13 protein-coding genes and 1 tRNA gene are annotated in these 12,758 nt (G+C 48.5%); 7 read left to right on the top strand and 7 right to left on the bottom strand.

Annotated elements, in window-relative coordinates:
- Window positions 1–153: 153 nt before the first annotated feature.
- Both ACP158_RS08005 and ACP158_RS08000 read left to right on the top strand, forming a co-directional pair.
- A complete protein-coding gene (locus tag ACP158_RS08005; RefSeq protein ID WP_424945637.1) occupies window positions 154–1,980 on the top strand; it encodes a Na/Pi cotransporter family protein in 1,827 nt (608 codons plus the stop codon).
- A 33-nt stretch (window positions 1,981–2,013) separates the two neighbouring features.
- Window positions 2,014–2,253 carry a hypothetical protein gene (locus ACP158_RS08000; protein ID WP_424945636.1) on the top strand — a complete coding sequence of 80 codons (240 nt, stop codon included), beginning with the start codon at window positions 2,014–2,016 and terminating at the stop codon, window positions 2,251–2,253.
- A gap of 319 nt (window positions 2,254–2,572) precedes the next feature.
- Here ACP158_RS08000 and ACP158_RS07995 read toward each other — a convergent pair whose 3' ends face one another.
- The 5 genes from ACP158_RS07995 to ACP158_RS07975 form a co-directional block, all read right to left on the bottom strand.
- Complete coding sequence (locus tag ACP158_RS07995) at window positions 2,573–3,070, bottom strand: hypothetical protein (RefSeq protein WP_424945635.1); 498 nt, start codon at window positions 3,068–3,070, stop codon at window positions 2,573–2,575.
- 477 nt (window positions 3,071–3,547) lie between these two features.
- Window positions 3,548–3,994: a hypothetical protein gene (locus ACP158_RS07990; RefSeq protein WP_424945634.1), complete on the bottom strand. Its 447-nt coding sequence runs from the start codon at window positions 3,992–3,994 to the stop codon at window positions 3,548–3,550.
- A 555-nt stretch (window positions 3,995–4,549) separates the two neighbouring features.
- On the bottom strand, window positions 4,550–5,563 hold the full coding sequence (locus ACP158_RS07985) for a virulence RhuM family protein (RefSeq protein ID WP_424945633.1): 1,014 nt from the start codon (window positions 5,561–5,563) through the stop codon (window positions 4,550–4,552).
- Window positions 5,556–7,646 carry an N-6 DNA methylase gene (locus tag ACP158_RS07980; RefSeq protein WP_424945632.1) on the bottom strand — a complete coding sequence of 697 codons (2,091 nt, stop codon included), beginning with the start codon at window positions 7,644–7,646 and terminating at the stop codon, window positions 5,556–5,558. The genes ACP158_RS07985 and ACP158_RS07980 overlap by 8 nt, the downstream gene beginning before the upstream one ends.
- A 55-nt stretch (window positions 7,647–7,701) precedes the next feature.
- On the bottom strand, window positions 7,702–8,634 hold the full coding sequence (locus ACP158_RS07975; protein WP_424945631.1) for a helix-hairpin-helix domain-containing protein: 933 nt from the start codon (window positions 8,632–8,634) through the stop codon (window positions 7,702–7,704).
- Window positions 8,635–8,761: 127 nt separating this feature from the next.
- Here ACP158_RS07975 and ACP158_RS07970 point away from each other — a divergent pair, with 127 nt between their 5' ends.
- From ACP158_RS07970 to ACP158_RS07960, 3 genes are all read left to right on the top strand, one after another.
- Complete coding sequence (locus ACP158_RS07970) at window positions 8,762–9,313, top strand: gamma-glutamylcyclotransferase family protein (protein WP_424945630.1); 552 nt, start codon at window positions 8,762–8,764, stop codon at window positions 9,311–9,313.
- Window positions 9,314–9,443: 130 nt separating this feature from the next.
- Window positions 9,444–10,292: a phosphonoacetaldehyde hydrolase gene (gene phnX / locus ACP158_RS07965; RefSeq protein ID WP_424945629.1), complete on the top strand. Its 849-nt coding sequence runs from the start codon at window positions 9,444–9,446 to the stop codon at window positions 10,290–10,292.
- 61 nt (window positions 10,293–10,353) lie between these two features.
- Window positions 10,354–11,157, top strand: a complete 804-nt coding sequence (locus ACP158_RS07960) for a maleate cis-trans isomerase family protein (protein ID WP_424945628.1) — start codon at window positions 10,354–10,356, stop codon at window positions 11,155–11,157.
- 127 nt (window positions 11,158–11,284) lie between these two features.
- Here the strand turns inward: ACP158_RS07960 and ACP158_RS07955 are convergent, their stop codons facing one another.
- Window positions 11,285–11,584, bottom strand: a complete 300-nt coding sequence (locus ACP158_RS07955; protein WP_424945627.1) for a hypothetical protein — start codon at window positions 11,582–11,584, stop codon at window positions 11,285–11,287.
- A gap of 220 nt (window positions 11,585–11,804) precedes the next feature.
- Between ACP158_RS07955 and ACP158_RS07950 the strand changes: the two genes are divergently transcribed.
- Entirely contained in the window at window positions 11,805–12,116 is a 312-nt protein-coding gene (locus ACP158_RS07950; RefSeq protein ID WP_424945626.1) for a hypothetical protein, read from the top strand.
- 121 nt (window positions 12,117–12,237) lie between these two features.
- A tRNA-Lys gene (locus tag ACP158_RS07945) sits at window positions 12,238–12,313 on the top strand.
- A 92-nt stretch (window positions 12,314–12,405) separates the two neighbouring features.
- Here ACP158_RS07945 and ACP158_RS07940 read toward each other — a convergent pair.
- A complete protein-coding gene (locus tag ACP158_RS07940) occupies window positions 12,406–12,690 on the bottom strand; it encodes a hypothetical protein (protein WP_424945625.1) in 285 nt (94 codons plus the stop codon).
- Window positions 12,691–12,758 lie beyond the last annotated feature (68 nt).

The raw sequence follows: 12,758 nt of genomic DNA, 5'->3' as shown, positions 1-12,758 counted from the left end.
GCGCCGCCGTGCTTTGTGGGGGAAACACTAATTGATGATGCCGTGCGGGCACAAAACTGCACCATTACACGAAAGCAAAAGGAATGGTATTATGAATACTCAATTCAAAGTCCACTTCAAGTCCACTGCATGTCCACTTATGGGGAGACCACGATGTTAAGAAAGATATTTTTACCCACGATACTTCTGATTCTCGGTTACGGATTCTGGATCAGTCCCGACTTCAAGGAAATTGCCGCCGGCGTTTCGATTTTCTTGTTCGGCATGTTGTTCCTGGAAGAGGGGTTCAAGGCGTTCACCGGCGGATTGCTGGAAAAATTGCTGCAAAGAACCACCGACAAAACCTGGAAAAGCCTGGCCTTCGGCGTCGTCACCACCACCATCATGCAGTCCAGTTCGCTGGTTTCCATCATCACTATATCATTCATCAGCGCCGGCTTGATCCCCCTGGTCGCCGGCATCGGCATCATTTTCGGCGCCAACATCGGCACCACCACCGGCGCCTGGCTGGTAGCCGCTTTCGGGCTGAAAGTCAAGATCTCAGCCTACGCCATGCCGATGCTGGTGTTCGGCATTGTGCTGGCGTTCCAAAAATCCAAGTATCTGAAAGGCGTCGGCTCGGTTCTGGCCGGGCTTGGCTTTTTGTTTTTGGGCATCCACTACATGAAGGAAGGCTTCGAGGCGTTCCGGGACAGCTTTGACCTGGCGGCGTTGGCGGTCGCCGGCTATCCCGGACTGTTCCTGTTTGCTGGCATCGGCGCCGCGGCCACGGTGGTCATGCAATCCAGCCACGCCACCTTGGTGCTTATTTTAACGGCTTTGGCGGTCGGGCAGATTACCTACGAAAACGCCCTGGCGCTCGCCATCGGCGCCAATGTCGGCACCACGATTACCGCGATTATCGGCTCGCTGAGCGCCAATGTGCAAGGCAAGCGGCTGGCCGGCGCGCACCTGATCTTCAACGTCGTCACCGGGGTTATCGCCATCGTGTTCTTAAACCAATTCGTTTGGGCGGTGGATATCATCAGCGGCAAAGTCGGCATCGCCGCAGACAACCACACCATGAAACTGGCGGTGTTTCATACCTTGTTCAATATAACCGGCGTCTTGGTCATGGTGCCGCTCATCAATCAGTTGGCGCTGCGGCTGTGTCATTTCATCCCGGAGCACGCGCCCAATCTTGCCGAGCCGAAATATCTGAGCGATGCGGCAATAGAATTTCCGGAGACCGTTTTGTCCTCGGTCAAGAAAGAGGTTTGGCATCTGTTTGATTCCGCATTTGAGTTAATGGCGCATGGCATGAACCTGCATCGCACCCAAATATTGGAATCGCCGAGCCTCGCCAAGACCATTGACGACGACCGGGAAATTATTGAATTTGACCTGGACGAACTTTATGAAAGCAAGGTCAAAGTGCTTTACAGCGCGATTATTGATTTCATTTCGAAGGCGCAATCCAGTATTCCGAGCGTGTTTTCCGAAGAGTTGTTTCGGCTGCGCAACGCCGCTTCGGAAATTGTCGAATGTGTCAAACACATCAAGCATTTACGTAAAAACACAACGGTATATATGGTTTCGGATAACACATACATTCGCAATGAATACAACATGTTACGATTAAAAATTGCCACCATACTTAAACAAATATATCGCTATAGAGATAGGGATGACCACACCTTGTCCATCCTTGAACTGGATGAACTGAAGGCCGAAGCACTCGCTTCGCATGACCGGTTAAACAAGCAAATCACCGACTTGCTCAACGACAATAAAATTACCGCATTGATGGCGACTTCATTATTGAATGACTTTAATTATTCCGATCAAACCGCGAAAAACCTGCTTGACTCGGCGCAAGCGTTGTTGGCATCGCACGCCGACCTTCTGGCGGAAGCCGCGCAGGCGGTCGTTCTGGATGAAGACGAAATCGAGAACATTGTCAACGAGAATCGGGCAGACGCAAGCTTGACAAAATCCTGACCCACTAACTTGTACAACCAAAGAGAGCGACCCATGAAATTCACCAAGCTAAATGCGAAGTTTGACAAACTTGCCCACAAAACAGAAAAAGGCAAATCAATCAATCCCGAAAAACTGGCAATACTGCAACAGTTATTAGTGGACAAAAAAACCCGCTACGAAGAGAAAATAAAGTCCGCCGAAGACGCAACCAAAAAACATTCCCTAGAGACAAAATTAAAAGTGGTCAACGCGCAGATAGAGAAAACCAAGCAGATGGTTGGAGGTGGATAGTCGGCAATTTGTATTTTGATTCGATTGGTTTAACCCTGGTTTCTTTTTGTGTTCACACGCTCAATGCGAACAACTTCTAGCCTACAAACGTAACCAATCAATCACCGCAAGTAAAAACAAAGGGCTACATGCTCTATGCCGATTTGCACGGGGCTGATTAGAGATGATTAAGCAACAAAAACCCGATCTGTTTGAAAGACCCCACTAACAAATAGACAATCTGATGCATACCTAAGTTAAGTTGGTTGACACAAAAAGAGGATAGTAAAGGCCTGGGCAAGTTCCTTATCGTATTTCTGGAGACAGTAGAAAAATGGATTTATGGCGACCTGGGCAACGATTCGTTGGTTTCATTTTTGAGCCAATTGATTGCTTTTTGTTCGTCTTGCTCAATGGCCATTTCCACTGCTTGTTTGGCGCATTCCAGCAGGTGTTTTGATTGTTTGCGGAGGGTGAATGACTCAGTGATTTTTTGCTGGATTTGGGTTTGTTTTTCTTCTTCTATTTTTGGTAAGACGATCTTGCTAAATTCATCTTTGCTGATTGCCGTAAGAATTGTTCCGCTACAGCCCTTATTTAGTTGCAACTGTCCAACAATACTTTTCAATAGAACAAGCAATGTTTCAGAATTGAGTTCTTCAGATTTGAGTTCTTCAGATTTGATGACATGAAAACCTGTGGAACAAAGAGCTTGATTATATTCGCTTTCAATCAAGGCAATGCTTGATAAAGAACCTTCAATGGACGAAACAATAACATCTCCGGTTGTTACTTTGCGCCTTGCTCTTGTTGGAAGATAGAGACCTTCTTCTAACATGCAATCGGTTATCTCTCCATTGTTTGCTATGTTAGAAAGTTCAATGTATTTATATTTTTGCTTGCCTTTCGGTTTGAAGTTCTTATCTTCCAGAGTCGCTAAATTTCCCAGCGTATCCCAACCTCTTGCATAGCCTTTAATCGCCTCTATGACTTCCTCATATTTCGGTTGGAAATATTCGGCATCAATACGCTCGGCATGCTTGGTGTCGAAATAATTTTTAATGAAGGTTAGTTGATGCTTCGGTTGCCGGTTACTTAAACCGAGTTCGGTGAGGAGGATGGGCTTGGGCTTGAGCGTAATGTTCTTTGGAATTTTTTCTTAACCCTTCCGACTTGCCACAACACGAATGAATAGTTTCTTGGAAATCTGTTGAAAATTCAGGAATTAAAAAAGATTCAATTGCTTTGTAATCCAGTGCCGGCCTTGTAACCCCCACAACATTTCTTGTAGATTGAGAATAGCCATATTTGCAATTCAAGAATGTTGACAGAAAGCAAGGAGCAATATTTTAACAGTCATTTTCACTGAATGCTGATTGATATTTGCCCCTATAAATTTGTCTGTTACGACTGATGACTTTCCGTAAGAAACTCCCGTAATGGTTAACAAAACATCGTCTTTTTTCAGTGTGCTTCTGGCAATGGACTTGTGTTGCAAATCAGTGAGATAGGCCATGTTTGTTTCAGAGATATAATTTTGCATTATATTTTGAACTCGCAGAAAGAAAATTCCATTTTCTGGATAAATTGCTCCCAGTGGCGTAGCTCCTCCCGACATATGCACGATGTAGCTGCTAAGTTCTTTAGAGAATCTTTTAAGTCGCCGAAAATTTTCCAGATGCTCGGGGTGATAGTGCTCGCTATCTATTCTTCCGTCTTTATGTTTTAAGACTTCGCTAAACTGAACAATCGAATACTGCATCCTTACATCTCCACCCAATTGTCCGAATTCTCTTTATCCAACGCCCAATTAAGCGGATTATTTTGAATATAATCACGAACACGAGTTAAATCGTTATCGCTCCGGATAACCCGATCATAAAATGAGCGTTGCCATTTGAAGTCGACAATTCCATGCCGGCGTATGCGTTTTGATGATGTGGTCTTAAACGCGCCAATAAGTCCAGACAATGATTTTATTTTTGCCGCAGCCGTAGGGACAGGTCGCGACCTGTCCCTACATTGGATTGCTACAATGCCATGAACATGATTCAGCATAATAACGTATTCGTCCAAATGCACATAAGTATATTGCATTGCCAACCACAACCACTAATCACACACCATTTCTCCGATTTCGTTTAAATTCATCTTGACGTTTTGTATCCGACCAAAATAATCAATGCGGTTTTTCGTACAAATCGTTACAAAGTAATATCCCGCTCCGGAATAATCGTAATTTTTAAGGCGGTTGCCTTTTCGCCTTCGTCGTTCACTCATTTTCAAAAACTCAACTTCTCACCCTTCGTTAAAATCATTATTTCTGTTCTCCTTTGCGCTCTTTCACATCGCTTGCAATCTGACGCAGTTCTTTTATGTCTACCTCGTCAGCAAGACGGGCTTCATAGATTTTTCGGCGGGTATCAAAATTCTGGTATTGGGCCATGGCAATGGCTTGCATTTTCTGGTTGCTAACGGAGCCTTTACCGCTTAACAGCACCTTGTCGTTCACCGCTATAATCCGATCAGTATTTTCGCGCCAGAAGTCCATCGTGATGTCGGTGCGATTTTTGACGCGCAATTCAGCCGTTTCCAGAAAAACAACCACGAGGCGGTTGAGTGTGTCGATTTCATCGGCAAGCAAATAGTTTTTGGCAATGGTGATGTCCTGCTTGCGGACGATTGAACCCTTCCAACTGGTCAGCCCCATGTTTTTCTTATTCGCATCAGCGCGGGTGGCAATAATTTCGGCGGCGGTTTGTTTGGTGGTGGCGAACAGCAGTTTGTTTTGTGTTTCGGCAAAAAACATCTGAGTTGATTTATCGTCACCGTCATAATCGCTGCTGAGCGCAAATAACTCTCGGACTTTTTGATAGAAACGTTTTTCTGATGCCCGTATGTCACGGATGCGTTCCAGCATCTCATCAAAATAATCGGGGCGACCATCGGGGTTTTTCAGGCGCTCGTCATCCATGACAAAGCCCTTGGTCATATACTCGCGCAGATGCCGGTTTGCCCATTGCCGAAATTGAATGCCGCGACGGCTTCGTATCCGAAAGCCGATAGCCAGTATCATCGGCAAGGCGTAATGCTGGACCGAGTATTTTTTACCGTCGGCGGCAGTTGTTCGGAAATCCCGAACAACTGAATTTTCAATTAATTCATTATTTTTCAATATGTTAGATATATGCTCGCTAAGGGTGGACTTGGAGGTGGCAAAAAGTTCCGCGAGTTGATTTTGATTAAGCCAAATAGCGCCATCACGGGCATAAAGTGCTACAGAGGCTCGACCATCCGAGCTCGTGTAGATGATGATGTCCTGCTTATTCATAACTCCAAAAACTCAACTTCTTACCCCTCGCCCATTCAATGAAGGCTTCGGCAATGCCGTCCGGTAGTTCACCATCGTGATTGTGCAGATCATGGTCAACAATCAAATGACCATTGCCATTTTTCCGATAGACATAATTGCCTGAATTATCCTTGCCGCCTTGCTCGCTTACCGCAAAAAAGATGGGGAAGTCGTCTTTTTTCGGGCACAGTTTTTCATCCCATTTCTGCACGAATAGTACGCTGGTTTTGGTGCCGGTGTGCGGCTTGAAGGTGTTGCCATGCAGTCCGACTACGGCAAGGATGCGGGCACGTTCGGCGATGAAGTCGCGGATAGGCTTATCCGTTGTGTTGTTGAATCTGCCTTGTGGCAAGACAATCGCCATGCGTCCGCCGGGTTTAAGAAAATCCAGATTGCGCTCAATAAAGAGTATGTCGCGTCCGACTTTGCTCTGCGCCTTTTTACCACCTGCCTTAAAGCCAAGTTCGTATTGATGCAGGATGCGGCTTTCCTTGATGTCTCCAGCAAAGGGTGGATTTGCCATCAGAATGTCAAAGTTGAATTGCTTGTTTTCGTTTTTCTCAGCGCGCAGTTTTTCCAGCCGCGCAAAACCCTTGCCGTAAGTGTTGATCCATTTCGTGTCTTTTTCGGTTTTATCGCCCCAGCGGTCAAAATCCAAAGTGTTGAGATGCAATACATTGGTTTCACCATCGCCGGCGATCAGGTTCAGGGTTCTGGCAACCCTGACGGTTTTTTCATCAAAATCAATGCCAAAAACTTTGAGAACATCTTTTTTGTCCTTCTCTGGTATTTCGGCGTTGGTGAACAGGTGGCCGGTGAGTTTGAAAATGGTATGCACCGGAAAACCGCAACTGCCAGAAGCGGTGTCGATCATATATTCGCCAGATTTTGGATTGAGCATTTGCACGCACATATCAATCACATGGCGGGGAGTGAAATACTGCCCCTTTTCACCTTTGGCGGATTTGTTGACCAGATACTCAAATGCTTCATCGACAACCAGCAGGTTGGAGTTGAACAGTTTTACATCTTGCAAACTTGAAACGCTGATTGCCAAGTGACTGTCGGAAAGTTCAAAGGCGGAGCCTTCGGGGAATACGCCTGGCCATTGAATTTTTGCATCATTGAACAGGTCTTGAATTTTGTTTTTAAGTTCAGTGTCGGTCTGCCCCGTGTTCCTGAATTCCATCACGCGAAAACCTTCATCCGCAATGCCGTTGACCGCTTTCTTAATGGCATCAAAATCCTGACCATCAAGATAACTAGGAGGGTTGGGGTTGGGGTTGGGGTTGGGCTCGTGTATGGCGGTTTTTAAAACTTGTCGCAGTTGGTAGTTGATGACTGTTTTATCGTCCTGGCTGAGATATTCGTCATAGAGTTTGGTGAAGATGAGTTTGAAAACTTCTTCAAACACGTCCACTCCGGCATTCGCCAGAACCTCATCCTCCATTTCCAAAATGATGTCTTTCAGGGATTTGCGTTCGTTGGAAATTTTGTCCTTGATAATCAGGTCTTTCAGGGTAAAGCGCTCGCTCAGAATATCCGTGAGGCTTTGTTGCCCTTTGGGAATATCGGTGATGTCTTCAAAATAATTCGGGTCTTTGCGATGGTAGTGGGATATTTTCTCGCCGTTGGTCCATACGCCAATCGGCGCACCGGTAGCATTGCAATAGGAGCGCAGTTGGTTTTTCCCGTCTATGAGTTTGGGCTTTTTTAGTTCAACAATAATGTAGGCTGCGTCAGTGCGGTCTTTGTCAAAAACGACAATATCGGCTTTTTTCTTTTCCCGTCCGAAGTTAACGGGATGCTCAAAAGCCAGTCGTTTTTTTGGATAGTCGTATTGTTCAATCAGTCTCGCCGCATATAACTGACGGACGATTTCTTCTGGCTTTAACTGAATATCCTTGTCCCGAACAATACATTTTACAAATGGGACATCTTTGCCTTTGGTGCTTTTAGAAAATATTTTCTCCCGCAGGGCTGCAATTTCATTCGCTGAGAACAGCGCAAGATGATAATTGCTGTCTTTGAGTATTGTTTGGACAATGTCTGGTTGGGGCATCGATTCTCCGTTTTGTTTATGGATTGGTAGTGAAAACTGCACCGTTCCTCCATTTTCAATCTATCGTAACATACTCCATAATGATCGCTAGCGTCTTCGGGCCAATGCCTGGAATTTTCAGCAGGTCTTGCATCGATTTATAGGGTCGGCCGGCGATTATTTTCGCGGCGGTGATTTTGCCGACATGCGGAATGCGTTGCAGTTGTTTGCTGGTTGCGGTGTTCAGGTCCATGGGATTGGTCGTTGACGGCTTGTCTCTTTTTTTCTGTTGGTCATGAAATTCCTTGCGTGCTTGCTTCTCCGCTTGTTTCTCCTCCCGCCGCCGCTTGCGCTTCTCGGCGATGATGTCGGGATCGGCTTCGGCCCATATTCCGACTCGCTTGAGCATGGCCGCGACCTCAAGATCCTGAAGCTCTTCCAGCACTAAATCGCTGGGCAGGCCGCTCGGCACCGCGCGGGTTTTGCCGTGAATGCGCGCCAAGCCATGTTCAACCAAAAGTTCGCCGAGATCGTTGCCGTCGTGGGTTTCGACGAAGGCGTAGAAGCGACCGATGGCGGAGCGCCCCAACGCTCGGGCGTAACTGGTGTGGATGGTGAACGGTCGGGATAATTCCTGATTGGCGTATTCGGCGGCGCGTCTGCCGAAGCGGATGACGGCGTGGCGGTCGTCCAAGCCAAAGTGGTCTTGCTGCTCGCCGATTCTGTCGAAGTCGGCTTTGCTGCCGTAGGCGGTTTCCGGGCAATCGACATAGTACAGCCGTAGGTGCAGTTCGCGCCCGCCCGCATTGACTTTGAAACTGTCGCCATCGTTGAGGTCGGCATCAATCAGCGTGACGCCCGTTATCGTAACCAGTTCGGCGGCATGCGTCGGCATCGTCATGCCACCGAGCACGAGCAAGAGCAAGGCGAAACGCACGGCGTGTTGGATATGCCGCAGCCTATGGCGCAAGTATTTTTTCATGTGGACATTTTCATGACGATATTTCATGACGATACTTTCATGGCGGGAGTTTGCGCGGTTGCGTTGTGGAAAAACTGCCGCTATTATAGCGGCGTTTATCTCTCCCCGCCCACCATGACCCTTTGTCAAACAACCCCAATACATCATAAAAACCGTGACCGCCAAGATTTATTATTTCGCCTATGGCTCCAATCTGCATCCTGAACGACTATCAGAACGGGGCATCGCCGCCCGGGAGATCGGTGTCGGTGAATTGAACGGACACCGCCTCGCGTTTCACAAAAAAAGCACCTATCGCCACGAGAATTCATCCGGCAAATGCAACTTGGCTCCCGCCAAATCGGACACCGATTCAGTGCACGGCGTCATCTACGAAATAACCGCCGACGACAAAAAGAAGTTGGATAAAATTGAGGGCAAGGGACACGGTTACGAAGCGCGTATAATCACGGCGCGTCATCACGACCGCGACTATTCCTGCTTCACCTACTTCGCGCAACGGAACTACATTGATGACAGCCTCAAACCCTATCATTGGTATAAGGAATTGGTTGTGCTCGGCGCAAAGCATTGGCGCTTCCCCGATGATTATGTCGCCGCCATTGAAGCGGTGGCGTCGGTCGCAGACCCCGACGATGACCGTCGCTGCAAAAAAGAAAACTTGTTGCGGAAAATTAAAGTCGCCGATAAAATCTATCGCCCATAACAATACGAACTATACATAATAACAATTTGCTGCCCATGCGCTTTGTGCATACCCTACGCGATTTTCGCGCCGCCGCACGGCATCCACTTTCACACAACTACACTTTCACATTACTAAGGGTTCCATTATTATGCAATTTACTCACGAACGAGAATTCACCTACACCCGCGCTTACCGTGGCCCGATTCGCTGCGTCATCCTCGACTGGGCTGGCACCACCATGGACTTCGGCTGCATGGCGCCGGCTGTGGTTTTTCGTCAGGTATTCGAGAAAGCCGGCGTGCCGATCAGCCTCGAAGAGGCGCGTATCCCGATGGGCGCGCATAAAAGAGTCCACATCGGTTTGATCTGCGAAATTCCCAGCGTGCGCCGACGGTGGGTCGAAACTCACAGCACCGAGCCTACAGACGACGATGTGGGTCGCATGTTTGCGGATTTCATCCCCATGCAGGAAGCCTGCCTTTCTGAGTATTCGCAACTCATCCCCGGCACGCTTGATGTCATCGGCGAATGTCGCAAGCGCGATTATAAAATCGGCTCCACTTCCGGCTATCTGCCGGGCATGTTAGCCATCAACCAGGCCGATGCGAAAAAACAGGGCTATGTTCCCGATGCCACCTTCGGCGCCGGCGATGTGAAACGCGGCCGCCCGTTCGCGCACATGGTGCTGCGCAACATATTGGAACTTGACATCTCGCCGGTGCAGTCGGTGGTCAAAGTCGACGATACCTTGACCGGTATTGAAGAGGGATTGAACGCCAGTTGCTGGGCAGTCGGGCTGGCGATTTCCGGCAACGAGGTCGGTGTGCAACTTGATGAATGGGACGCGTTTTCAGAGGAAGTCAAACAAAAACACCGCGACCGCATCTACCCCACCATGTACCAACGCGGCGCGCATTATGTCGTCGACAGCATCGCCGATTTGGTGCCCTGCCTGGACGACATTGAAGCGCGGCTGCGGCGCGGCGAACAGCCGTAGCCTGCATTGAAATCCCCGGCGGGTTGACATAAAACGAACGCGCCACGAACATGAACCCGACATGAAACCGGCGACGGCGCCGCGCCAAAAAGATGACATGATTCTGCTTGAACGCCTGCCGTTTGAGCTTGACGACGGCATCGCTAAGCGCGCAAAAATCGGACTCATCGTTTTGGCGACCGACCACACCATCGAGCATGAATGGCGTACAATTTTTCATCATCTCGATGGCGTGGCCCTGTATCAAAGCCGCATCCTCAACGACGATGTGGTCACCGCGCAATCGTTGCGCGCCATGCAATCCCGCATCACCGCTTGCGCGCAACTATTCACCCCGGGAACACCTGTGGATGTGGTGGCTTATGGTTGCACATCCGCGTCAATCGCCATCGGCGAGGAAACAGTATTTGAGCATATTCATGCGGCCCAGCCCGCGGCGCATTGCACCACGCCGATAACCGCCGCCTTTGCGGCGTTCAAGGCATTCAACGCCAACCGCATCGGCGTCTTGACGCCCTACTCCGCCGAAGTCAACAAAATTGTCGCCAAATACATTGCCGACCGCGGTGTTGAGGTTGCGGTATTTGGCTCATTTAATGAGGATCGGGATTCAAATGTGTCCCGGATTACGCCCGCTTCCATCGAAAAAGGGGTGCGCGAAATTATCAAGCACGCAGCGGTAGAGGCTGTTTTTGTTTCCTGCACCTCGGTACGCCTGGTTGAAGCGTGCAAAGAACTGGAAGCCAGTCTCGGTATTCCTTTGACCTCGTCCAATCACGCTATGGCGTGGCATGCCCTGCGACTGGCGGGCGTGGATGACCGCCTGACCCGCTTCGGGTCGTTGTTTGAATTGCCGTTGGCATAGCGCGAGACCGAACACAAAATCATCCTCCCAGCGCGACCGCCAAGGGACGCCGGCAAGTCGACCGCTCTAATTTTTTCGTGGGGTTTTTCCGTAGGTTTTTTCGTGCTCACGATGCAACAGGCGGCGACTAAATCGATTTGCAAAAACAGCGTTCGCTGCTGAACGAACCATCGACTCTGCCGTTCGTTCGCGCCCATGCGCGCAGTTCATCCACCGTCAACGCGCACACTTTAATGTATGATCTTTCGGTGAACCCGCCGTGCGGCCAAGGTGACTCGTTAATGTTTTTACAACGCGCTCGGTGCAACACCATATAAGTGCCACGCCGCGCTTCGCGTCTTGATGTGTTGATGACGAAACCGTCGGTGTGCGCCGCTAACCAATTTTGATAAAGGTCGTCGTTGCCATCGAATAATTCTGTGGTCATTGATTAAGGTTCAAGATACTTTAAGCGGTCGATTTCGGATAGATTTTAGCAGATATTGACACCCATTTTCGTGGCGCATATGGAAGCGAAACTCACACTTTTTCAAAGGAGTCCGGCTACGCCGGACGACATATTTTAACTGGATTCCCGCCTGCGGCGAGAATGACGGGTTGGGGAGACAAGGGTGAATCGGAAGGCGATGAGTCCTTTTGAGAAGACAATGGTAAATAATTGTCACGCAAAGCCTGACACTAAAACGGCGTTGCTTTGGCGTAGCCGGACTTTTTCTCTCGTGTGCTTTGGCATCGCAACTCGCCTTTGCCCTCTCGATTCACCATTACCTATAATTCGTCATTGCCCGGCCCATATTATTATTGGCCGGGCAATCCAGTGGAATATGCCGTCCGGCGTAGCCGGACTCCTTTGCTTTGATGCCGCGCGGTTCAAGTTGATGATCAATTCGGATGCGAGTATAGCACCGCGACCACCGTCATTGACGTTCCTGATATTAATTGAGAGAAGTTCTGAATAATGCTATCCTGGCATTATCAGCGCAACAAAATCCAACGGCGCAAGGCATGACTATCTCACCGACGCACTGAAATCAGGTAAAATCATGTTAGATTTCCGGATTGGTTGTTTTATTATTTGGAGGGCCGTTAGCTCAGTGGGCAGAGCAGCTGACTCTTAATCAGCGGGTCGCAGGTTCGAGCCCTGCACGGCCCACCATTATAATCAATCAGTTACAAGCAACTCTTCCACCAGAATCCTTAGGTCGGCTACTGCCGCGTGATTGTCTTATCAATCATTGGCTTGCGTTTTTATGGATTGAAAGCCCACATAATCCCCACAACAAGCAGTGCAATTCCTGACAATTTCATAGACCGACAGGTGCTTCCTCCAAGCATTCTTGCGAGTACCGTGAACGGGCGGGATATTTTATTTTCTGCATTTATAGACTCAGCCATGTTCTTGTTGAATGCAAAAAATATCACGCCTGTAGTCGCCAGCAGTATGCCGGCGTATTTTGTTTCGCCCTGGATTGCCAACAAAACAGCCGAAAGAATACAGACTAAACTCGCCGCAAAAGGAATTTGTTTAATCAAAATCAGCACCGATACAAAATCGACCCAATAAAAACTTAATGCGCCAAGCGCAAAGTGCGTTCACGTTT

Origin of the sequence: Candidatus Spongiihabitans sp. (genome assembly GCF_965247905.1) — a bacterium.
GTDB lineage: Bacteria > Pseudomonadota > Gammaproteobacteria > Arenicellales > Poriferihabitantaceae > Spongiihabitans.
This window is presented reverse-complemented; position numbering and strand designations above follow the sequence as displayed.